This is a genomic window from Pseudomonas sp. RA_105y_Pfl2_P56, assembly GCF_963970845.1.
GTDB lineage: Bacteria > Pseudomonadota > Gammaproteobacteria > Pseudomonadales > Pseudomonadaceae > Aquipseudomonas > Aquipseudomonas baetica_A.
Window position 1 is genome coordinate 1 of the sequence record NZ_CAXAPL010000038.1, and the last position, 21,319, is coordinate 21,319.

At 58.9% G+C, this 21,319-nt stretch carries 20 protein-coding genes and 2 tRNA genes; 10 read left to right on the forward strand and 12 right to left on the reverse strand.

Translation table 11 applies throughout. The annotated features are described in order from the left end of the window. Positions 1 to 116 precede the first annotated feature (116 nt). Complete coding sequence (locus tag AACY11_RS22035; RefSeq protein ID WP_339495723.1) at positions 117 to 1,061, forward strand: hypothetical protein; 945 nt, start codon at positions 117 to 119, stop codon at positions 1,059 to 1,061. Between the two features lie 160 nt (positions 1,062 to 1,221). Next, a complete protein-coding gene (locus AACY11_RS22040; RefSeq protein ID WP_339495724.1) occupies positions 1,222 to 1,755 on the forward strand; it encodes a hypothetical protein in 534 nt (177 codons plus the stop codon). A 139-nt stretch (positions 1,756 to 1,894) separates the two neighbouring features. Here the strand turns inward: AACY11_RS22040 and ggt are convergent, their stop codons facing one another. Continuing rightward, entirely contained in the window at positions 1,895 to 3,727 is a 1,833-nt protein-coding gene (ggt, locus tag AACY11_RS22045; RefSeq protein ID WP_339495725.1) for a gamma-glutamyltransferase, read from the reverse strand. A gap of 252 nt (positions 3,728 to 3,979) precedes the next feature. On the opposite strand from ggt, the gene AACY11_RS22050 reads away from it, so the two are divergent. After that, on the forward strand, positions 3,980 to 4,324 hold the full coding sequence (locus tag AACY11_RS22050; protein ID WP_339432211.1) for a cupin domain-containing protein: 345 nt from the start codon (positions 3,980 to 3,982) through the stop codon (positions 4,322 to 4,324). 147 nt (positions 4,325 to 4,471) lie between these two features. Here AACY11_RS22050 and AACY11_RS22055 read toward each other — a convergent pair. Further along, positions 4,472 to 4,548 (reverse strand) — tRNA-Met (locus AACY11_RS22055). 115 nt (positions 4,549 to 4,663) lie between these two features. Then, complete coding sequence (locus AACY11_RS22060; RefSeq protein WP_339495726.1) at positions 4,664 to 6,721, reverse strand: methyl-accepting chemotaxis protein; 2,058 nt, start codon at positions 6,719 to 6,721, stop codon at positions 4,664 to 4,666. A gap of 331 nt (positions 6,722 to 7,052) precedes the next feature. Between AACY11_RS22060 and AACY11_RS22065 the strand changes: the two genes are divergently transcribed. After that, on the forward strand, positions 7,053 to 8,270 hold the full coding sequence (locus AACY11_RS22065) for an MFS transporter (RefSeq protein WP_339495727.1): 1,218 nt from the start codon (positions 7,053 to 7,055) through the stop codon (positions 8,268 to 8,270). An 86-nt stretch (positions 8,271 to 8,356) separates the two neighbouring features. On the opposite strand, the gene ychF is transcribed toward AACY11_RS22065, so the two are convergent. The 8 genes from ychF to AACY11_RS22105 form a co-directional block, all read right to left on the reverse strand. Beyond that, entirely contained in the window at positions 8,357 to 9,457 is a 1,101-nt protein-coding gene (gene ychF, locus AACY11_RS22070) for a redox-regulated ATPase YchF (RefSeq protein ID WP_187678059.1), read from the reverse strand. 22 nt (positions 9,458 to 9,479) lie between these two features. Next, positions 9,480 to 10,064, reverse strand: coding sequence for an aminoacyl-tRNA hydrolase (pth, locus tag AACY11_RS22075; RefSeq protein ID WP_007912902.1), 585 nt, complete (start codon positions 10,062 to 10,064; stop codon positions 9,480 to 9,482). Between the two features lie 171 nt (positions 10,065 to 10,235). Continuing rightward, entirely contained in the window at positions 10,236 to 10,838 is a 603-nt protein-coding gene (locus AACY11_RS22080; protein WP_221731572.1) for a 50S ribosomal protein L25/general stress protein Ctc, read from the reverse strand. 141 nt (positions 10,839 to 10,979) lie between these two features. Then, positions 10,980 to 11,921, reverse strand: a complete 942-nt coding sequence (locus AACY11_RS22085) for a ribose-phosphate pyrophosphokinase (RefSeq protein ID WP_003171603.1) — start codon at positions 11,919 to 11,921, stop codon at positions 10,980 to 10,982. Between the two features lie 45 nt (positions 11,922 to 11,966). Beyond that, positions 11,967 to 12,041 (reverse strand) — tRNA-Gln (locus tag AACY11_RS22090). A 36-nt stretch (positions 12,042 to 12,077) separates the two neighbouring features. Further along, positions 12,078 to 12,929, reverse strand: a complete 852-nt coding sequence (gene ispE / locus AACY11_RS22095; RefSeq protein WP_339495728.1) for a 4-(cytidine 5'-diphospho)-2-C-methyl-D-erythritol kinase — start codon at positions 12,927 to 12,929, stop codon at positions 12,078 to 12,080. Positions 12,930 to 12,932: 3 nt separating this feature from the next. Further along, entirely contained in the window at positions 12,933 to 13,550 is a 618-nt protein-coding gene (gene lolB / locus AACY11_RS22100; protein ID WP_339432207.1) for a lipoprotein insertase outer membrane protein LolB, read from the reverse strand. 3 nt (positions 13,551 to 13,553) lie between these two features. Continuing rightward, positions 13,554 to 15,278, reverse strand: coding sequence for a tetratricopeptide repeat protein (locus AACY11_RS22105; protein WP_339432206.1), 1,725 nt, complete (start codon positions 15,276 to 15,278; stop codon positions 13,554 to 13,556). Positions 15,279 to 15,460: 182 nt separating this feature from the next. On the opposite strand from AACY11_RS22105, the gene hemA reads away from it, so the two are divergent. The 6 genes from hemA to AACY11_RS22135 all read left to right on the forward strand — a co-directional run bounded on the left by hemA (position 15,461) and on the right by AACY11_RS22135 (position 20,820). Then, on the forward strand, positions 15,461 to 16,747 hold the full coding sequence (hemA, locus tag AACY11_RS22110) for a glutamyl-tRNA reductase (RefSeq protein WP_339465327.1): 1,287 nt from the start codon (positions 15,461 to 15,463) through the stop codon (positions 16,745 to 16,747). Next, positions 16,744 to 17,826, forward strand: a complete 1,083-nt coding sequence (gene prfA, locus AACY11_RS22115) for a peptide chain release factor 1 (protein WP_339432204.1) — start codon at positions 16,744 to 16,746, stop codon at positions 17,824 to 17,826. Before hemA ends, prfA begins: the two co-directional genes overlap by 4 nt. Beyond that, entirely contained in the window at positions 17,827 to 18,657 is an 831-nt protein-coding gene (prmC, locus tag AACY11_RS22120; protein WP_339495729.1) for a peptide chain release factor N(5)-glutamine methyltransferase, read from the forward strand. It abuts the gene before it with no gap. After that, positions 18,651 to 19,406 carry a molybdopterin-synthase adenylyltransferase MoeB gene (locus AACY11_RS22125; protein ID WP_339495730.1) on the forward strand — a complete coding sequence of 252 codons (756 nt, stop codon included), beginning with the start codon at positions 18,651 to 18,653 and terminating at the stop codon, positions 19,404 to 19,406. Before prmC ends, AACY11_RS22125 begins: the two co-directional genes overlap by 7 nt. Next, positions 19,399 to 20,190, forward strand: coding sequence for a glutamate racemase (gene murI, locus AACY11_RS22130; RefSeq protein WP_339432201.1), 792 nt, complete (start codon positions 19,399 to 19,401; stop codon positions 20,188 to 20,190). Before AACY11_RS22125 ends, murI begins: the two co-directional genes overlap by 8 nt. A 111-nt stretch (positions 20,191 to 20,301) precedes the next feature. Further along, positions 20,302 to 20,820, forward strand: coding sequence for an acyloxyacyl hydrolase (locus AACY11_RS22135; protein ID WP_339432200.1), 519 nt, complete (start codon positions 20,302 to 20,304; stop codon positions 20,818 to 20,820). A 143-nt stretch (positions 20,821 to 20,963) separates the two neighbouring features. Here AACY11_RS22135 and AACY11_RS22140 read toward each other — a convergent pair whose 3' ends face one another. Beyond that, positions 20,964 to 21,269 carry a YkgJ family cysteine cluster protein gene (locus AACY11_RS22140; protein ID WP_221731562.1) on the reverse strand — a complete coding sequence of 102 codons (306 nt, stop codon included), beginning with the start codon at positions 21,267 to 21,269 and terminating at the stop codon, positions 20,964 to 20,966. Positions 21,270 to 21,319 lie beyond the last annotated feature (50 nt).

Here is a 21,319-nt window from a genome sequence, read left to right on the forward strand (position 1 = left end):
ATCATCGAATGGTCAAAACCACTCCTCCCGGAGCAATGGACCAAACGCTCCCCGGAGTTGGAAGAAGCCATCGTCAAGCGCGAAGCCGAGTTGGCCGGGCGAGTGGAGGCGCAGTCATGAGTACGCCTCCGGCGGGCACTACGAAAAAAAGAATGTTTTCGCGCAATGATTACTTGGCGCCATTGCCGATTCCAACCGGTAGAAAATCCTCTGATGTGTTGAATATCATCTGGCGCAAGAACGAGGTGTTTCTCGATGTGGGTAACTACAGCATCGGTTCGGCGGTGATGGTGCTTTGGCCAATGGTGGTGTTGTTTGCTTTCATGGGGTATCTGTTCCGAAATGATCACGATGACATGCATATTTTTGCGGTCATGACGACGTTCATTATTGGCGTGCCAACTTTCTTCTTGATTCAGGGCCTCTTCCGCGAAGTCCCCTTACCCGTACGCTTCAATCGCCAACGCCGCGAAGTCTGCGTCTCCCGCGACAACGGCGAGTACTGGGTTGTCCCCTGGGAAACCGTGACGGCGGCCGCCACCCAGCAATCGTCGGTCAGTCAGGCCGGCAAGGCCACAATGGGTCTACTGGTCATCGGTTTCGAAAACCCCGACCCGCACGCTACGGAAGACAACAAACACTTTTCACTGGGCTTCAACTGTGGCGGCGGCACGACGGCGATGGCGTTGTGGGAATGCATGCGCAGTTATATGGAGATCGGGCCAGAGGCTGTCGAGGATCAAACCGCCCGTTTCGACAGGTCAAAAGGAATCTGGGCGACTTATCTGGATGATCTGATCAAAGCCGCGAAGTTAAGAGGCTGGTTCGTAACCGTTCTCTGGGAAGGGTTCTGCGGAATATTCATATTCAACACGCTGCTGATCGATGTGCTGGAGCGTTGGAAGTTGAACCCGCCTCCCGACTTGCCCTATCCCGACATCATCGAATGGTCAAAACCACTCCCGCCGGAACAATGGGCCAAACGCTCTCCAGAGTTGGAAGCAGCCATCGCCAAACGCGAGGCTGAACTGGCCGCGCAGGCTCAAAGCGAGTTGGCTTGAGGTCGGATGCTCAGGGCTATCGGCATCTGATCAAGAACAGCCCGACCAATAGCTACAAGGTACCGAGGCCGTGGCGTGACATGACGCCCGTCTGGTTGTTCGGCAGTATTTTGATTACGACGGTGAACTGTTCCACGCACTATGGGATGGCATGTCAGCCGTGGCCAATGAGTTCCAGGTTGTTGGCACCCACATAGGCGGAATGCAGAGCGCATCGCTGGAAATCCGGGTGTGGAAATTTGAAGAGCCGGAAACGGCGCTCATGGTCAGCCTCGGTGCCCCGTTTGGTAAATCCCTGGAAATGCAAAAGAGTTTTTGGGAGTACATCCGCTCATACATGAACAACGGCCCTTATTTTGATGAACACGGCAACCACAGTGAGTCAGATGCTTTTGTACAGAGCCAATTGGCGGTGAAACCCAACATGAGTGGCTGGTTCAGGGACACCCTCGCTGGCACTAAAAAAACCAGAGCCGAAAATGGCGGAAGAAATTACTTGGGCGGAACCGACGTAGTTATGGTTGTCTGCACATTTCTTCTTTATCCCTGTTTTCGAATCCAGGAACTCACCTACAGCGTTGCCAAACGCCGTTCCCGAAACCTGTGGCCAAAAGTGGTCACTGAGCGCCTGAAAGCCAATGGTCCAACTTCTCGGCTTGTGGATTTGGAGTCACACCAAAAACTCGCTGAATAGCTTTGTGAATTCATGGCACGGAGTCGAACTCCGTGCCCGCGAAATAGGCAGCCGCCAATGGCGACTCTCAATATTTCTCAAACTGCCCAACAAAAAAGGCCTACCTTGCGGTAAGCCTTTTCCATTCACTACATAATCCTCAATCCCCCAACGCTTCCCCCTCACGCCGTGGGTCCGCGCCACCTTCCAACGTCGCTTTCCCCTGCGCATCCTTGACCCGTACGATGGCTTGGGTGCCGCTGGTCATGTCGATTTCACTCACCGCGTGACCTTTGTCCTTCAACGCCTGAATCAGCGCCGGGCTGAACTGGCCTTGTTCCAGTTCGGTCGGGCCGTTGCGGCTGCCGAAGTTGGGCAGGCTGATGGCGCTTTGCGGGTCGAGGTTCCAGTCGAGCAGGCCGACGGTGGTTTTGGCGACGTATTCGATGATCTGCGAGCCGCCCGGTGAGCCGACGCCGGCGAGGAATTCGCCGCTGTTGCGATCGAAGATCAGCGTGGGTGCCATCGATGAACGTGGGCGTTTGCCGGGTTCGACGCGGTTGGCGACTTTCTGCCCGTTCTCTTCGGGGATGAACGAGAAGTCGGTCAATTGATTGTTCAGCAAAAAGCCCTGAACCATCAGGTGCGAGCCGAATGCCGCTTCGATGGTGGTGGTCATCGACACGGCCCCGCCGAGGTCATCCACCGCCACCACTTGCGAGGTGGAAATGCGCAGCGGCGAGCGGTCCGGCGCGTAGGCGACCTGCACGCCCGGCGGCGTGCCCGGTTTGGCGCTGCCCATGCTGCGTTCGCCGATCAGGCTGGCGCGACTGGCGAGATAGCCTGGGTCAACCAGACCTTTGACCGGTACCGGCACGAAGTCAGTGTCAGCGACGTATTGCGCGCGGTCGGCGTAGGCCAGTCGCTCAGCTTCGGCGATCAGGTGCACCGCTTGTGGATCGGGTTCGATGCCGGCCGGTTTGTCAGTCTTCAGCGGTTTGAGTGGTGCCAGTGCCCAGCGCGGATCGCGGGTTTCCAGGGCCTGCAAGGTGCCGAGAATCTGCGCCACGGCAATGCCGCCCGACGACGGTGGCGGCATGCCGCAGACCTGCCAGCGTTTGTAGTCGGTGCACAGCGGCGCACGTTCCTTGGCCTGATAACGCTGCAGATCATTCAGCGACAGACTGCCGGGGTTGGCGTGCCCCTGGACCTTGGCGACGATGTCCTCGGCAATCGGGCCTTTGTACAGCGCATCGGCGCCTTCGCTGGCAATGCGTTTGAGCACCGCGGCCAGTGCCGGGTTTTGCAGGCGTGTGCCAATGGCTTTGACGCTGCCATCGGCATTGAGGAAATACTTGGCCATGTCCGGCGACTGGCGAATCGCCGGATCTGACACGAGAAGTGAATGCAGGCGAGGAGAGATGGCGAAGCCCTGCTCGGCAAGTTTGATCGCCGGCTCGAACAGCTTCGCCCACGGCAGGCGACCGTGCTGTTTATGTGCCAACTCCAGTGCGCGCAACACGCCCGGTGTGCCGACCGACCGGCCGCCAATCTGCGCCTGTGGGAACGGCATCGGTTTACCGTCCGCTTGCAGGAACAGCTTCTCGGTGGCACCGGCCGGAGCGGTTTCGCGACCGTCATAGGTCTGCACTTTTTTGCCATCCCACAACACGATCATCGCGCCGCCACCAATCCCGGAGGATTGCGGTTCAACCAACGTCAGCACCGCTTGCATCGCAATCGCCGCATCAATCGCCGAACCGCCCTGACGCAGCATCTCGCGCCCGGCCTCAGCGGCCAGTGGATTCGCAGCGGCGGCCATGTGTTTGCTGGCGTGACGGGGTTGCAGATCGGTGCGGTAACCGGAGGCGGCTTCCGGTGCCAAAGGCAGGGTCGAGGCGGGCGGGGCGTTGCACGCGGTGAGGGTCAGGGCGCTGATGATCAGCGTCAGGGCTGGCAGGCGAAAGCGGCTCAAGGGCAAGGCTGAAAACACGCGGGCTCTCCGTCCATGGGGTAAAAGTCTGTGGGACTTTATCGACCGACCGTGAAGGACGCAAACCATCGGTCTGTTTCTCCTTCATGCCTGGGCCAGTTTTCTGTCGGATCAAGGGTAAGCGTGAGGCCTGAGCATCCTGCACAACGAGCGCCCGATATGGCTCAGATACTTCTACGCTGATAGGGACATGTGATCGCACCGAAGGTGCTCATATCCAGTCGTTCCTGTATAGCCAGAGAGGTGCGCGTGATGATCAACGAACAGATGGCACCTGAGACAAAAGGTGTGGCGGTGACATTACTTGCAACCGTTGACCTCGGCCCTGAGATTGAAGGCATGGCAGGGCGTCAACTTCGAATGCGGATGGTGACCATTGAGCCTGGAGGGGTCTTCGGGCCGGTTCATAGCCATAAAGACCGACCCGGTACTGTTTACATATTGCAAGGAACGATCACTGATCATCGGCATGGCGTCGCCACGGACTATGGACCCGGAGTGGGGTGGCCCGAGGACAGAAACACTACGCACTGGCTTGAGAACAGAGGCCCTGTTGCGGCAGTGGAGATCTCGGTCGATATCGTCAGGCAAGATTAATATCAAACGCTTTGGCCAGGTGCGTAACTCAAGGTGTTTTGATGACTCCTGCGCCTCTCCCTGTGCCAGACGCGCTCGCCACAGCGCCGGCACTTTTCTCGAGGCATAAAAAAACGGCCTACCTTTCGGTAAGCCGTTTTTAGTACTTGGTGGCTACACAGGGACTTGAACCCCGGACCCCAGCATTATGAATGCTATGCTCTAACCAACTGAGCTATGTAGCCAAGTGGCGCGCATTATTCCCCTGAAATGGAAAAGCGTCAAGCGTAAATTTAAAATATTTCTTCTTATTTTCAACCGCTTATCCTCCGGCCCGGAAAATCCGGGCCGGGCAGGGCGTCAACGCAGTTGGAATCTTGCGGTATTGGCGCTCAAGGCATGGCTGCCTTGACTCAAAGTGTCCGCCGCGAGATTCACTGCCCGCGCGCCTTCAAGCAAACGCACGGCGGCCTGATCGACCTGCTGGATATTGCCGCTGACCTCATCGGCGGTGCTCGCTTGCTCTTCAACTGCCGTGGCGATCTGCGCGAGGGTGTCTGTGACACTCTGCACGGCGCTGGCAATTTCCCCCAGTCGTTCGCCGAGGCCAGTGACCGCTTCGGCATCCGATTGCGCCTGGCCGCAGGCGGCTTCCATCAGGCTCACCGCTTCGTTGACCGTGGCGCGCAGGCTGTCGACGGTGCCGGCGATCTGCGCGGTCGACGATTGAGTGCGTTGCGACAGGCTGCGCACTTCGTCGGCGACCACGGCAAAACCGCGACCCTGTTCGCCGGCGCGTGCCGCTTCAATCGCGGCGTTGAGTGCCAACAGGTTGGTCTGTTCGGCAACACCGCGAATGGTGTCGACCACCAGTTGGATCTGCTGCCCTTGTTCGCTGACACGGCCCAATGCCGCAGCGGTTTCGTTGAGGCGTTGATTGAGCTGTTGAATGCTCGCCGTGGTGCGCTGGCTGTCGCGGCTGCTGTCAGCGGCGATGCGCCGGGTGTGCTGGGCGCTGCCGGAAGCCTGTTCGCAACTCTGCGCCACGCCTTGGGAGGTGGCGGCCAGTTGTGTGGCGGCAGCGGCGATCTGGCTGATCTGCAATTGCTGCGCTTCGACTTCGCCAAGCGCGCCACTGGAGTGATCGTTGAGGCTGCGCACCGCGTTGCTCAGTTGCGAGGTCTCGTGATCGACGCCGAGCATGCTGGTGCGCAATTGCACCACGGCGACGTTGAGGGCGGTGCTGATCGCCGCCAGTTCATCACGGCCCACCACCGGCACTTGCAGGCTCAGATTGCCGTCGCGCAGGGCTTCGGCCAGCACAGTGATGCCGCTGGCGCTGCGCCGGATCGAGGCTTGCAGGCAAATGAACAGGTACAGCGCGGCCAGTAGCAGGCAGCCGAAGATGGCCGCAACGATGATGAACTGGCGGATGGCCGAGCCATGGTAGTAGTCCAGTCGCTGATCCAGGGACATCAGCGATTGCTGGCGCAGTGAGGCGAGATCGCCGAGCAGGGCGTCCAGGCTACGCTCGAAGTCCTCAGGCTTAAGGTTGATGCTGCCGCCGAACATGCCGTCGTCCAGCACTTTCAGGCCGGCGTCCAGGCGTTGCAGGCTGTCTTGATACTGCGTTCCCCAGGTTTGTTGATCGCCGGGCAGGCGCGCTTTGAGAAGGTCGGCGTTTTTCACTAATTGTTCACGGGCGTCGCCAATCCGGCTGCGCAGATCGCGCAGTTGCAGGCGGCTCTGCAAGGTGAACTGTCCGGACACCACCGAAGCCTGACCGACAGCGGCGAGGCGGCCGACCCGTTCGATCAGATCCGGCGCGTCTTGCGTCGAGATTTGCGTCAGCAAGTAGGTTTCCAGCCACGGCGCGAGGGTCAGGCGGTTTTCCATGACGATCTGCTCACGCAACGCTTGCAGGGTGCTGAGTGCATGGGTGAAACGGTCGTATCCGTCCGGCCACCAACCGACGCCGCTCAGGCTTTTCGAGTCCAGACCGTCCAATGCGGTTTGCAAGGCCTGATAGCGGGCAAGGGTTTCGCCCTCGGCGCCTTGATTCTTCAACGCATCGCCCAGGTCGCTGACGGCTTGTGTGACCGCTGGCTGCACAGCGTCGAAGGCAGCCATCGCGGCGAGCGTCGCCGGCGTTGGCTGGCGGTTGGTTTCGGTTGCACGCCAGCGGGCAGCGCGGTCGCGTTGTGCCGCCAGCAGATTGTCGAGCGCATCCAGGGCGAGCAACTGCTGGACGCCGGCGCGCTCAACGCCAATCAGATTGAGTTTGTCGCGATAACCTTGGCCGATCATCAACAGGCTGCCGGCCAGCGGCAGAATGAACAGCAGAAACAACAGCTGAAATTTACGCGCGAATCCAAACCACCCCAGCAATTTGATTCCCGGTGATAAAAAAGCCTGCATGCCCCATGACTCCTCTGGACACCACGCACCATTGGCGTGCATCGCGGTCGTGCGACCTTGATGTTGTGCCCTGCTAAAAGGCCTCGAAAGTTCACTCTCGCCGGCTCTGTAGGCTGACTCTGTAGCGAAACTTCCCATTCTCGATCCCCTTTGTAAGGGGCCGCGTTCAGGGAAAGAAGCAAGGCAAGATTCAGACCATGGCGTTGCGCTATCAGTTTGAGGTGACGAGTAACCAGTTAGTTAGCTGCCTAAGGGGATGGCTTTGCTGCACCGAAAAATGGCACATTGACGCACCTGCCTGCGTGCATCCCTCTGCTGTACGGAAACTTTCATGGCTATCAGCAACGTTCAGCCCGCCGCTGCCTCGGCGTCCGCTCCTGCTCAAAGCAGTCCATTGGTGATGCGCATCATCGGCGCGGTGGCGCTGGCGCATTTGATCAACGACCTGATCCAGTCGGTGCTGCCGTCGATCTACCCGATGTTAAAGGCCAACTATGGCTTGAGCTTCACCCAGGTCGGCCTGATCACGCTGACCTTTCAATTGACCGCCTCGCTGTTGCAGCCGTGGGTCGGGTATCACACGGATCGTCATCCGAAACCGTGGCTGTTGCCGGCCGGCTCCATTTGCACGCTGATTGGTATCGTGATGATGTCAGTGGTCGGTAGCTTCCCGTTGATTCTGCTGGCGGCGGCGCTGATCGGGATCGGTTCTTCAACCTTTCACCCGGAAGCGTCGCGTATCGCGCGGTTGGCGTCGGGCGGACGCTTTGGTCTGGCGCAATCGACGTTCCAGGTCGGTGGTAACGCGGGGTCGGCGTTCGGCCCGTTGCTGGCGGCGGCGATCATCATTCCGTTCGGTCAGGGCAACGTGGCGTGGTTTGGTCTGTTCGCGGTGTTTGCGCTGTTCGTGCTGTACCGCATCAGTCGCTGGTACGCCCATCACCTCAACCTGTTCAAGCTCAAGGCTGGTCTGGCGGCGACTCACGGGTTGTCGAAGGGCAGGGTAACCAGTGCGCTGGTAGTTCTTGGGTTGCTGGTGTTTTCCAAGTATTTCTACATGGCCAGTTTCACCAGTTACTTCACGTTCTACCTGATCGAGAAGTTCGACCTGTCGGTGGCCAGTTCGCAGCTTCATCTGTTCCTGTTCCTTGGCGCTGTGGCAGCGGGTACGTTCTTCGGCGGGCCGATTGGCGACAAGATCGGCCGTAAGGCGGTGATCTGGTTCTCCATCCTCGGCGTGGCGCCATTCACGCTGATCCTGCCCCACGTCGACCTGTTCTGGACCAGCATTCTCAGCGTGGTCATCGGCTTTATCCTCGCCTCGGCGTTCTCGGCGATTGTGGTGTACGCACAGGAACTGGTGCCGGGTAATGTCGGGATGATCGCCGGGGTGTTCTTCGGTTTGATGTTTGGTTTTGGCGGGATTGGTGCAGCGTTGCTTGGGCATCTGGCGGATGTTCACGGGATTGAGTACGTGTATTTCCTGTGCTCGTTCCTACCGTTGTTCGGGGGGTTGGCGATCTTTTTGCCGCGTACCAAAAAGGCCTGATTCACCACCATTGCACAAGAAATAACAGTGAATTTCAGGCACAAAAAAGCCGCGTATCAAACGCGGCTTTTTCTCGGGCGTGATGCTTAAACGTTGAAGCGGAAGTGCATCACGTCGCCGTCTTTAACGATGTAGTCCTTGCCTTCCAGACGCCATTTACCGGCTTCTTTGGTACCGGCTTCGCCCTTGTACTGGATGAAGTCGTTGTAGGCGATGACTTCTGCGCGGATGAAGCCTTTCTCGAAGTCGGTGTGGATCACGCCAGCCGCCTGGGGTGCGGTGGCACCGACTTTGACGGTCCAGGCGCGGACTTCTTCGACACCGGCGGTGAAGTAGGTCTGCAGGTGCAGCATTTCGTAGCCGGCGCGGATGACGCGGTTCAGGCCCGGTTCTTCCAGGCCCAGGGCCTCAAGGAACATGTCCTTCTCTTCGCCGTCATCGAGCTCGGCGATTTCGGCTTCGATCTTGTTGCAGACCGGAACCACCATGGCGCCTTCTTCTTCGGCGATGGCCTTGACCACGTCCAGGTGCGGGTTGTTCTCGAAACCGTCTTCAGCCACGTTGGCGATGTACATGACCGGTTTGGTGGTCAGCAGGTGGAAGCCCTTGATCACCGCTTTCTCGTCGGTGCTCATGTTCTTCATCAGGCTGCGCGCAGGCTTGCCTTCGGTGAAGTGCGCAATCAGTTGCTCCAGCAGAGCCTTCTGAACGACGGCGTCCTTGTCGCCACCCTTGGCGTTACGCGCGACTTTCTGCAGTTGCTTCTCGCAGCTGTCGAGGTCGGCGAAGATCAGCTCCAGGTCGATGATTTCGATATCGCGTTTCGGGTCGACGCTGTTGGAAACGTGGATCACGTTTTCGTCTTCGAAGCAGCGCACGACGTGGGCGATCGCATCGGTTTCACGGATGTTGGCCAGGAACTTGTTGCCCAGGCCTTCACCTTTCGAGGCGCCGGCGACCAGGCCTGCGATGTCGACGAATTCCATGGTGGTCGGCAGGATGCGCTTCGGATTGACGATGGCCGCCAGGGCTTCCAGACGCGGATCCGGCATCGGCACGATGCCGCTGTTCGGCTCGATCGTGCAGAAGGGGAAGTTCTCGGCCGCGATACCGGATTTGGTCAGGGCGTTGAACAGGGTGGACTTGCCGACGTTAGGCAGGCCGACGATGCCGCAATTGAATCCCATGGTGTTTCCCCTCGGAGTAGAGTCAGGCCTTCTGGCTGTGCAGGTTTTTCATCGCGCGGTTCCATTCACCGGCGAGGATATCCGGCAGCACGCCGAGGGCAAAGTCGATGCTGGCATCGAGTTTTTCCTGTTCGGCGCGTGGCGCACGACCCAGGACGAAATTTGAAACCATACTGGCGACGCCCGGGTGGCCGATGCCAAGCCGCAGGCGGTAGAACGTATTCTGATTGCCCAGTTGCGCGATGATGTCGCGCAACCCGTTGTGACCGCCATGGCCGCCGCCCTGCTTGAGCTTGGCGACGCCCGGAGGCAGGTCGAGTTCGTCGTGTGCCACCAGGATTTCTTCAGGCTTGATGCGGAAGAAACCGGCAAGAGCCGCCACGGCCTGGCCGCTACGGTTCATGTAGGTGGTGGGAATCAGCAGACGAACATCCTGACCTTGATGCGAGTAGCGCCCGGTCAGGCCGAAATATTTGCGATCGGCGACAAGGTTCACACCTTGTGCGTCAGCGATGCGCTCAACAAAAAGGGCCCCTGCGTTATGCCGGGTCTGGTCGTATTCAGCGCCTGGATTTCCCAGGCCAACGATCAGTTTGATGGCAGTCACGATAGGGGCCCTTCCTTTGAGTGGTGGATAACATCGCCGCGATCAGGGAAAGCGGCGAAAGTGGACGAAAAATGCTCATTTACCATGGATGTAAACTCCGCGTTCTCGCCCGCTTTCTCGCTACGTTCCAGTCCGCGATGTTACTTGCTCACTCAGGCATGACAGAGTGAATTACTCTGCTGCGCCTTCTTCGGTAGCTTCTGGAGCAACACGTGGAGCGTGGACGTTGGCAACAGCCTTGTCATCGCCGTGTGCCAGAGCAACGAACTCAACGCCTTTAGGCGCTTTGAGGTCCGACAGGTGAATGATCGAACCGATTTCAGCGTTAGCCAGGTCGACTTCGATGAACTCAGGCAGATCTTTCGGCAGGCAGGTCACTTCGATTTCAGCAACAACGTGCGAAATCTCGCCGCCTTTCTTCACTGGAGCAGCTTCGTTGACGAAGTGCACAGGAACGATAGCGGTCAGTTTCTGGCCCGCTACAACGCGTACGAAGTCAGCGTGCAGCACGTGGCCTTTGGACGGGTGACGTTGCAGGGCTTTGATGATCACGTTTTGCTTGGTGCCACCAACGTTCAGCTCGATGATGTGGCTGTAAGCCGCTTCGTTTTCGAGCAGTTTGGCAACTTCTTTGGCCAGCATGCTGATGGATTCAGGGGCTTTTTCGCCACCGTAAACAACAGCAGGAACCAGAGCGGCGAGACGACGCAGGCGGCGGCTCGCACCTTTCCCCAGGTCGGAACGCACTTCAGCATTCAGAGTAAATTCGTTCATTTTGTATCTCCAAAATAGCCATGACCGAGCGGCGTTTGCGACCAGCGCCAAACACGGTATGGGCAAAAAAGCCCCGCCCCGACAGGAATGCCGGGGCGGGGCGCTTTTCGTCGACGAGACATTTCGAGAAGGGCTGGGCCCTTAGCGGAACATCGCGCTGATCGATTCTTCATTGCTGATGCGGCGAACCGCTTCGGCAACAACCGGTGCGATATCCAGTTGACGGATACGTGCACAAGCTTGTGCTGCAGCGGACAACGGGATGGTGTTAGTCACCACCAGCTCGTCCAGCACGGAATTTTCGATATTCTCGATGGCCCGACCCGACAGCACAGGGTGTGTGCAGTAGGCAAAGACCTTGGCTGCGCCATGCTCTTTCAGGGCCTTGGCCGCGTGGCACAGAGTGCCGGCGGTATCGACCATGTCATCGACCAGAATGCAGGTACGCCCTTCGACATCACCGATGATATGCATCACTTCAGAGTGATTGGCTTTCTCACGGCGTTTGTCGATGATCCCGAGATCCACGCCCAGCGACTTGGCAACGGCACGTGCACGCACGACGCCACCAATGTCCGGGGACACGATCATCAGGTTTTCGAAGCGCTGATCTTCAATGTCATCCACCAGAACCGGGGAGCCGTAGATGTTATCTACCGGAATATCGAAGAAACCCTGAATCTGGTCAGCATGCAGATCAACCGTGAGAACACGGTCGATGCCGACTACGGTAAGCATGTCAGCGACGACTTTCGCGCTGATGGCCACACGTGCGGAACGCGGACGGCGATCCTGACGGGCATAACCAAAATAAGGAATAACAGCAGTGATACGAGTAGCCGAGGAGCGGCGGAAGGCATCAGCCATCACGACCAGTTCCATCAGGTTATCGTTTGTCGGAGCGCAGGTCGGCTGAATAATGAAAACGTCTTTACCGCGAACGTTTTCATTGATCTCGGCAGTAATTTCGCCGTCGGAGAACTTACCGACAGAGATGTCACCGAGAGGGATATGCAGCTGACGTACAACACGCCGAGCCAGATCGGGGTTAGCATTCCCCGTAAAGACCATCATCTTGGACACGCGCAGTACCTAGAGGCTGAGGGTAACCTGGATGAGTATAGAAAATGGCAGGGGCGGCTGGATTCGAACCAACGCATGGCAGGATCAAAACCTGCTGCCTTACCGCTTGGCGACGCCCCTGTATCTGTTGCTTCAAGTGCCGAGCACTTGGTTCCTTTAGAGCAGACTTTGCAGCTTGCGATGCAACATCGAAACGTTGCTTCCTTTTGCTACAAACCCTGTAAGGGTCTCTGTCAGAAGGGCCGAGACTTTATCAGCTTCAGCTTTGCTTGGGAAGCCCCCAAACACACAACTTCCAGTTCCGGTGAGCTTTGCTTCGGTAAATTTACCTAACAAATCCAATGCGTTACGTACTTCTGGATAACGCCTTGCAACCACCGGCAAGCAGTCATTTCGACTGTTTCCCTCGGGAACGGGGCGCACTTTAATGGGCGGCGTGTTACGTGTCAACAAAGGATCGGAAAAAATTTCTGCCGTACTTACAGAGACTTGCGGCACGAGCACCAGATACCACGGTTCTTCGGGATCGACCGGGGTGAGTTTCTCGCCGACACCCTCGGCGAAAGCCGCATGGCCGCGAACGAAAACCGGCACGTCAGCACCCAGCGACAGCCCCAGTGCGGCCAGGCGATCTTCGTCCCAACCCAGCTGCCACAAATGATTCAGGCCGAGCAAAGTCGTTGCCGCGTTCGAGCTACCGCCACCTATGCCGCCGCCCATCGGCAGCACTTTATCGATCCAGATATCGATACCGAGTGAGGAACCGGATTGTTGCTGGAGCATTTTCGCCGCGCGTACGATCAGGTTGCTGTCATGCGGCACGCCTGCGAATTCGGTGTGCAGTTGAATCACGCCGTCATCGCGCACGGCAAAAGTGATTTCGTCGCCGTAATCGACAAACTGAAACAGCGTCTGCAATTCGTGATAACCGTCTTCACGGCGACCGAGAATGTGCAGCATCAGATTGAGCTTGGCCGGAGAGGGCAGGGTCAGGCGTGCAGCGGTCATGGGTTATTGCCCCAACTTGCGCGGTTGCCAGGTCTTGATCACCAGCGTCACATCAAGGTCGGTGCCGTGCAGCTTGATGCGTTCCGGCAACCAGTAACCGTTCTGCTCGGTGTAAGCGATGTATTCGACTTTCCAGCCATCCTGTTCCAGGTTGGCCAGACGACTGTCGGCGTCCAGGTTCAGGCGACTTTTGCTGTTCGGAGCGGGCAGGCCACGCACCCACCAGGCCAGATTCGACACTGGCAGCTTCCAGCCGAGTTGCTCCTCAAGCAGCGCTTCCGGCGACTCGGAGTCATAGCGGCCCTGATTGGCGACTTCCAGCGAGACCTTGCCCGGACGCCCGGTCAGGCGTGCGGCGCCACGACCCAGCGGGCCGGACAGGCGAATGTCGTAATAGTCCTGACGCTGCAGCCAGAACAACGTGCCGCTACCGGAATCCTTTGGTGCGCGGATGCCGATCTTGCCGTCGATCTGCCAGCCGTCGAGGCCTGTCAGCTGTTGTTTGTTCACGGCCCATTGAGCCGGACTGCCGTGGCCCTCGACCGATTCGCGAGCGCCGAAACCCGCGCAACCAGCGAGCAGGGCGATGAAGCTGAAAACAATAACGTGGCGCAAAAACATGAGTTAAAGAGTCTCGGATCCGGTCAGGCGCTTGATGGTACTGCGCAGAATGGTGCTGTCGGGCTGATCCTTGAGGAATTTGCCCCAGATTTGTTTGGCTTCACGCTGGTTGCCCTTGACCCACAGCACTTCACCGAGGTGAGCGGCGACTTCGTGATCAGGGAAACGCTCCAGCGCCTGACGCAGATATTTCTCGGCGTCGTCCAGATTGCCCAAGCGGAAGTTCACCCAGCCGAGGCTGTCGAGTACTGCCGGGTCTTGCGGGTTGATCTGATGCGCCTGCTCGATCAGCGTCCTGGCTTCAGCGTAGCGCGTGGTTCGGTCAGACAGGGTGTAGCCCAAAGCGTTCAGCGCCATGGCGTTGTCCGGATCGCGTTTGATGATCAGGCGCAGGTCTTTTTCCATCTGTGCCAGGTCATCGCGTTTTTCCGCGAGCATTGCCCGGGTGTAAAGCAGGTTCAGGTCGTCCGGGTATTGCTGCAAGGCTTGCTGCAAGACTTTCCAGGCCTTGTCGTCCTGTTTGTTGGCCGACAGGGTTTCTGATTCGATCAGGTACAACTGGATGGCGTAATCGGGTTGCGCGTCGCGTTCGGCCGCCAGTTTGTTTTGCGCTTCGGCGGTTTTGCCGTTGTTCATCAGGATGTCGGCCTGGCGCAACTGCGCGGGCAAATAGTCGTTGCCCGGTCCTACCTGGGCGTACTCGATCAGTGCACCTTGCGGGTCGTTGCGCTCTTCAGCGATGCGCCCCAGGTTCAGGTGCGCCGAATCGACGTGGCTGTCGCGAGCGATCAGGTCTTCGAGATAGCCCTTGGCCTCGTCCCAGGCCTTGGCTTCCAGGCACACCAGCGCTAACGAATAACGCAGTTCGTCGTCTTCAGGATATTGCTGAACGAGACTGAAAAACTCGGCTTTGGCGTCGTCCACTCGGTCCTGCTCGACCAGCATGCGTGCGTAAGTCAGGCGCAGGCGTTTGTCGTCCGGGTACTTCTTGATGCTTTTTTGCAGCACCGGCAGCGCTTCGTCGCCACGGTTCAAGAGCTGCAGCAGGCGCGCGCGCAGCAGGATCGGGGCAATTTCGCCGTCTTCCGGCGGGTGGTCTTCGAGCAGGGTCAGCGCAGCTTTATTGTCGCCGTCCTGCTGCAAGAGCAGGGCCTTGCCGAAAATCAGTTGACCGTTGTTCGGGTGACGCTGCAACAAACGGTCAAAACTTTTCATCAGGCCGTCGCGGGTTTCCTGGTCGGTATCAGCCGCCGACAGCGCGAGGAAATCGAAATGGGTGTCGCCCTTGCCCAGCAGGACTTTCTCCATATAGACCATGGAGTCGTCATAGCGCCCGGCGCGTGCCAGTTGTACGGCGGCGGCGCGTTGCGCTTCGAGATCGTCCGGGGCGTTTCTTGCCCAGATCAGTGCCGTGTCGAGAGCCGGTTGGTCGGCGCCCAGATACTCGGCGATGCGAAAAGCACGCTCGGAGACGCCCGGGTCCTGGGTATTGATGGCCTGGGTCACGTAGTTATCCAGCGCAATGTCGAAACGATTGCGCTGGCCGGCGAGTTCGGCGCTCAACAGGCTGAAAATGGTTTCCTCGCTGAACGAGCTGTAAACCTTGGGCTTTTCAGGCGCGGGCGTGGTGTCTTCGACCGGTGGCGTACCGTCCGGCGAAACGGGTGCCAAGGCCTGGCAGCCGCTGAGGAAGACAAAAGCAAGGAGCAACGCGGAAGATCTATTCATATAGGAAGAGGACGACTAACCTGCGGTCGGATCATCATGACACAAGCCTTGGGCCAAACATAACCGAGTCTCAATTGTGCCCATTATAGGGGCCGACAATTGGGACAATAGTCAGCGGTAGTTGTTCTGAATCTTTCGAAGGTGGACAATTGCCGGCTTCACGTCACCATCAGCGACCTTGAATGGCCTTCCTTGCACTCGGTATTAACCACAAGACTGCTTCAGTAGACGTCCGCGAGCGCGTGGCCTTTACCCCTGAGCAACTGGTTGAGGCCCTGCAGCAGCTCTGCCGACTGACCGACAGCCGCGAAGCTGCGATCCTCTCCACCTGCAATCGCAGTGAGCTTTATATAGAACAGGATCAGCTTTGTGCGGATATCGTGCTGCGCTGGCTGGCCGACTATCACCATTTAAGCCTCGATGAGCTGCGTGCGAGTGCTTATGTGCATGAAGATGATGCGGCAGTTCGTCACATGATGCGTGTCGCCTCCGGGCTCGACTCGTTGGTGCTGGGCGAACCACAGATTCTCGGCCAGATGAAATCGGCCTACGCCGTGGCCCGCGAGGCCGGGACTATCGGGCCGCTGCTGGGGCGACTCTTCCAGGCCACGTTCAATGCCGCCAAACAGGTGCGCACCGACACCGCAATCGGTGAAAACCCGGTGTCCGTGGCATTTGCGGCCGTCAGCCTGGCCAAACAGATTTTCAGTGATTTGCAACGCAGCCAGGCCTTGCTGATCGGCGCTGGCGAGACCATCACCCTGGTCGCCCGCCATTTGCACGAGCTGGGGGTCAAGCGCATCGTCGTTGCCAACCGCACCCTGGAGCGCGCGAGTCTGCTGGCCGAACAGTTCGGCGCCCACGCGGTGTTGCTGTCGGATATTCCGGCGGAGTTGGTGCGCAGCGATATCGTCATCAGTTCGACCGCCAGTCAGTTGCCGATCCTCGGCAAAGGCGCGGTCGAGAGTGCACTGAAGCTGCGCAAGCACAAACCGATCTTCATGGTCGACATTGCCGTTCCCCGGGATATCGAGCCGGAAGTCGGCGAGTTGGACGACGTTTACCTCTATAGCGTCGACGACCTCCACGAAGTGGTCGCCGAAAACCTCAAAAGTCGCCAGGGCGCAGCCCAGGCGGCGGAAGAAATGGTCTCGGTCGGCGCTGACGATTTCATGGTGCGCCTGCGCGAACTGGCGGCGGTCGACGTGCTCAAGGCCTATCGTCAACAGAGCGAACGCCTGCGCGACGAGGAGCTGCAAAAAGCCCTGCGTCTGCTGGCCAACGGCGGTAACGCTGAAGACGTGCTCGGGCAACTGGCCCGTGGCCTGACCAATAAACTGTTGCATGCCCCGAGCGTGCAACTGAAAAAGCTTTCTGCCGAAGGCCGCCTCGATGCGCTGGCCATGGCCCAGGAACTCTTTGCCCTCGAGGGCTCACCGGATAGCTTTTCGGATAAAAAACCGCAATGAAAGCGTCACTGCTCAATAAGCTGGACATCCTCCAGGACCGTTTCGAGGAACTGACCGCGCTGCTCGGCGACGGCGAAGTCATTTCCGATCAAGCCAAGTTTCGTGCCTATTCCAAGGAATACGCCGAACTTGAGCCGGTGGTACAAGGCTATAAAAAGCTGCTCAGTGTACAAAGCGATCTTGAAGGCGCGCAGGCGCTGCTCAAGGACAGCGACCCGGACATGCGTGAAATGGCCGTGGAAGAAGTCCACGAAGCCAAGGAATTGCTGATCACCCTGGAATCCGATCTGCAGCGCATGCTGCTGCCCAAGGATCCCAACGACGGCCGCAACGTCTTCCTCGAAATTCGCGCCGGCACCGGCGGCGACGAGGCGGCGATTTTTTCCGGCGACCTGTTCCGCATGTACTCGCGTTACGCCGAACGCCGCGGCTGGCGTGTGGAGATCCTTTCGGAAAACGAAGGCGAACACGGTGGCTATAAAGAAGTCATCGCCCGCATCGAAGGCGACAACGTTTACGGCAAGCTGAAATTCGAGTCCGGCGCGCACCGCGTACAGCGTGTGCCGGCCACCGAATCCCAGGGCCGTATTCACACCTCGGCCTGCACCGTGGCGGTGTTGCCCGAGCCAGACGAGCGCGAAGCCATCGAGATCAACCCGGCGGATTTGCGCGTCGACACTTACCGCTCCTCCGGGGCCGGCGGTCAGCACGTCAACACCACCGACTCGGCGATCCGCATCACGCACATACCGACCGGCACTGTCGTCGAGTGTCAGGAAGAACGTTCCCAGCACAAGAACCGTGCGCGGGCGATGGCGTGGCTCGCAGCCAAACTCAATGATCAGCAAACCGCCGCAGCGGCCAATGCGATTGCCAGCGAGCGAAAACTGCTCGTCGGTTCCGGTGATCGTTCCGAGCGGATTCGCACCTACAACTTTGCTCAGGGCCGGGTCACCGACCATCGCGTCAACCTGACCCTGTACTCCCTGGATGACATTCTCGCCGGTGGCGTTGAGGCCGTGATCGAGCCTTTGCTGGCCGAATACCAGGCCGACCAACTCGCGGCAATAGGTGAATAAATGACCATCATTGCCAGCCTGTTGCGTGCCGCCGAACTGCCGGATTCGCCCACCGCGCGTCTGGACGCCGAATTGCTCCTCGCGGCGGCGCTGGGCAAGTCGCGCAGTTTTCTGCACACCTGGCCCGAGCGCATCGTGCCCAGTGACGCGGCGCTGACCTTTGCCGAGTATCTGCAACGTCGTCGCGGCGGTGAGCCAGTGGCCTACATTCTGGGTCAGCAGGGGTTCTGGAAGCTCGATCTGGAAGTCGCTCCGCACACACTGATTCCGCGTCCTGACACTGAATTGCTGGTGGAAGCGGCGCTGGAGTTGCTCCCCGCAACGCCCGCTAAAGTGCTCGACCTCGGCACTGGCAGTGGCGCAATTGCGTTGGCCTTGGCCAGCGAACGCCCAGCGTGGAAAGTCACTGCCGTGGATCGCGTACTCGAAGCTGTGGCACTTGCCGAACGCAATCGTCAGCGTCTGCACTTGAACAACGCCACGGTGCTGAGCAGCCATTGGTTCAGCGCTCTGCAAGGTCAGCGTTTTGATCTGATCATCAGCAATCCGCCCTACATCGCGTCCGCCGACCCGCATCTGGTCGAGGGCGATGTGCGCTTCGAACCGGCCAGTGCGCTGGTGGCCGGTGAGGACGGGCTCGATGACTTGCGTCTGATCGTCGCCCAAGCGCCGGATCACCTGCAGGCCGCTGGCTGGCTGATGCTCGAACACGGCTATGATCAAGCCGAAGCCGTGCGCGATCTGCTGCTCACGCGCGGTTTTGAAGAAGTCCACAGCCGCACCGATCTGGGCGGTCATCAACGCATCAGCCTGGGGCGCCTGCCGTGCTGAATGATCAGGAATTGCTGCGCTACAGCCGACAGATTCTGCTGCAACACATCGACATCGATGGCCAGTTGAAGCTCAAGGACAGTCGCGTACTGATCGTCGGCCTCGGCGGTCTCGGTGCGCCGGTTGCCTTGTATCTGGCGGCAGCAGGTGTGGGCGAATTGCATTTGGCGGATTTCGACACGGTCGATCTGACCAACCTGCAGCGCCAGATCATCCACGACACCGACAGCGTCGGCATGAGCAAGGTCGACTCGGCGCTCAAGCGTTTGAGTGCGATCAACCCCGAGATTCTACTGGTGCCTCATCGTCAGGCACTGGACGAGGACTCTCTTGCCGCTGCCGTTTCGGCGGTGGACCTGGTCCTCGACTGTTCCGATAATTTTTCCACGCGCGAAGCGGTCAACGCCGCGTGTGTGGCCGCTGGCAAACCCTTGGTCAGCGGCGCAGCGATTCGTCTTGAAGGGCAGTTGTCGGTGTTCGATCCGCGTCGCGCCGAAAGTCCTTGCTACCACTGTCTGTACGGCCACGGTAGCGAAGCCGAACTGACGTGTAGCGAGGCTGGCGTAGTGGGGCCGCTGGTGGGGTTGGTCGGCAGCCTTCAGGCACTCGAAGCGTTGAAGGTGCTGGTCGGGTTCGGCGAACCGCTGGTGGGGCGCTTGCTGTTGATCGACGCCTTGGGCTCGCGCTTTCGCGAGTTGCGGGTCAAGCGTGATCCGGGTTGCAGCGTCTGTGGTTCGCGCCATGCGTGAAGCGCCGATCGGCGTGTTTGATTCCGGTGTCGGCGGCTTGTCGGTATTGGCCGAAATCCAGCGATTGTTGCCCCGAGAGTCGCTGCTGTACTTTGCCGATTGCGGGCACATTCCTTACGGCGAGAAAACCCCTGCGTTCATCCGCCAGCGCTGTAGCGTGATGGCCGGGTTTTTCCGCGAGCAGGGCGCCAAGGCGTTGGTGGTCGCCTGCAATACCGCGACGGTGGCCGCTGTGGCCGATCTGCGCCGGGATTTTCCCGACTGGCCGATTGTCGGCATGGAGCCAGCGGTCAAGCCTGCCGCTGCTGCCACCCGCAGCGGTGTGGTCGGCGTACTCGCCACCACCGGCACCTTGCAGAGTGCCAAGTTTGCAGCGCTGCTGGATCGCTTCGCCACCGATGTGCGGGTGATCACCCAGCCGTGCCCGGGGCTGGTCGAGTTGATCGAGAGCGGCGATCTGCACAGCGCCGCGTTGCGCCAGTTGCTGCAAAGCTACGTCGATCCGCTGCTGGCCAATGGTTGCGACACCATTATTCTCGGCTGCACGCACTATCCCTTTCTTAAAACGATGCTCAAGTCGATGCTCCCCGAAAACATCAGCCTGATCGACACGGGTGCAGCCGTGGCTCGGCAACTTCAGCGTCTTCTGGCCGAACGCGATTTGCTCGCCGAAGGGCCGAACCGGTCGGTCAGATTCTGGACCAGTGCCGACCCGCAGTACTTCAAAAACATCCTGCCGCTGCTGGGGCAAACCGCAAGTGAAGTGCATCACTTCGGATTGTAAAAAAAGTGTGAAATAACTAAAAAATCGGCTGAACTTCTGATCAACCGCCGCCTTCTATAGCGTGAGTTATCTAGAAAACCAAACGATCGTTCCGGAAAAGGAAGTTTCAAAGTGAAGCGACTATTCTGTTTGGCCGCGATTGCGGCCGCACTGATGGGGCACAGTTTTACCGCACAAGCAGCAGGTGTTGAGTTCGGGGTCGGGGCAACCAGCGATTCAACCATGACGTATCGCCTGGGGATGAATTTCGATTGGGACAAGAGCTGGCTGCAGAGTGACGTCGGTCGCCTGACCGGTTACTGGAGCGGTGCCTACACCTATTGGGAAGGCGACAAGACCTCCAGCAACAACAGCCTGTCCTTCTCGCCGGTGTTCGTTTACGAGTTTGCCGGGCAATCGGTCAAACCGTATGTCGAGGCCGGGATTGGCGTGGCGGTGTTCTCCAATACCCGGTACGAATCGAACAATCTGGGCGGCGCCTTCCAGTTCGAAGACCGCCTGGGTTTTGGTCTGCGTTTCAACGGTGGGCATGAAGTCGGGATTCGTGCGATGCACTATTCCAACGCCGGTCTTGCCAGTGACAACGACGGTGTAGAAAGCTACGCGCTGCATTACACGATGCCACTGTAAGCACAGATTTAACTGTTTGCAGAAAACCTTGTGGGAGCGGGCTTGCTCGCGAATATGGTGTATCAGTCGACATGTGAGTTGATTGACCCACCGCTTTCGCGAGCAAGCCTGCTCCCACATTTGGTTTTGGGGTGTTTTCGGGATCAGCGGTATACCGTGGCGATACCCTGGCGCTCTTCGATGCACTCGGGTGAGCCCATCTCGAACTCGCGACAAATCAGCGGACGCTTCTCATAGATCGTGCACATCATCGTGTCGCGATCCAGTGCCGCACACCAGCCGTCGTCCAGACGCAGCATCACTTCGCCGCCCCACTCATCGGTATCGATAAAGCGATCAGGCACGCCGGTGTCGGTGATCAGCATCACTTCGAGCTGGCAGCAGCACGCTGCGCAAGTCGAACAGGTGACCGCCGGTTCGGTGATTTGCTGGTGGGGAATGTTTTTCATGGCCGGCAGTGTAAGGCAGAGCTCGTCGAGTGTGTGAAAGCTCTGACGGA

Bases quoted from the DNA above. Each gene is read 5' to 3' on its own strand.
- AACY11_RS22035 (WP_339495723.1), top strand. From the start codon at position 117: ATGAGTACGCCTCCGGCGGGCACTACGAAAAAAAGAATGTTTTCGCGC.
- AACY11_RS22050 (WP_339432211.1), top strand. From the start codon at position 3,980: ATGATCAACGAACAGATGGCACCTGAGACAAAAGGTGTGGCGGTGACA.
- AACY11_RS22060 (WP_339495726.1), bottom strand. From the start codon at position 6,721: ATGCAGGCTTTTTTATCACCGGGAATCAAATTGCTGGGGTGGTTTGGA.
- AACY11_RS22065 (WP_339495727.1), top strand. From the start codon at position 7,053: ATGGCTATCAGCAACGTTCAGCCCGCCGCTGCCTCGGCGTCCGCTCCT.
- ychF (WP_187678059.1), bottom strand. From the start codon at position 9,457: ATGGGATTCAATTGCGGCATCGTCGGCCTGCCTAACGTCGGCAAGTCC.
- AACY11_RS22080 (WP_221731572.1), bottom strand. From the start codon at position 10,838: ATGAACGAATTTACTCTGAATGCTGAAGTGCGTTCCGACCTGGGGAAA.
- ispE (WP_339495728.1), bottom strand. From the start codon at position 12,929: ATGACCGCTGCACGCCTGACCCTGCCCTCTCCGGCCAAGCTCAATCTG.
- lolB (WP_339432207.1), bottom strand. From the start codon at position 13,550: ATGTTTTTGCGCCACGTTATTGTTTTCAGCTTCATCGCCCTGCTCGCT.
- AACY11_RS22105 (WP_339432206.1), bottom strand. From the start codon at position 15,278: ATGAATAGATCTTCCGCGTTGCTCCTTGCTTTTGTCTTCCTCAGCGGC.
- hemA (WP_339465327.1), top strand. From the start codon at position 15,461: ATGGCCTTCCTTGCACTCGGTATTAACCACAAGACTGCTTCAGTAGAC.
- prfA (WP_339432204.1), top strand. From the start codon at position 16,744: ATGAAAGCGTCACTGCTCAATAAGCTGGACATCCTCCAGGACCGTTTC.
- prmC (WP_339495729.1), top strand. From the start codon at position 17,827: ATGACCATCATTGCCAGCCTGTTGCGTGCCGCCGAACTGCCGGATTCG.
- murI (WP_339432201.1), top strand. From the start codon at position 19,399: ATGCGTGAAGCGCCGATCGGCGTGTTTGATTCCGGTGTCGGCGGCTTG.
- AACY11_RS22140 (WP_221731562.1), bottom strand. From the start codon at position 21,269: ATGAAAAACATTCCCCACCAGCAAATCACCGAACCGGCGGTCACCTGT.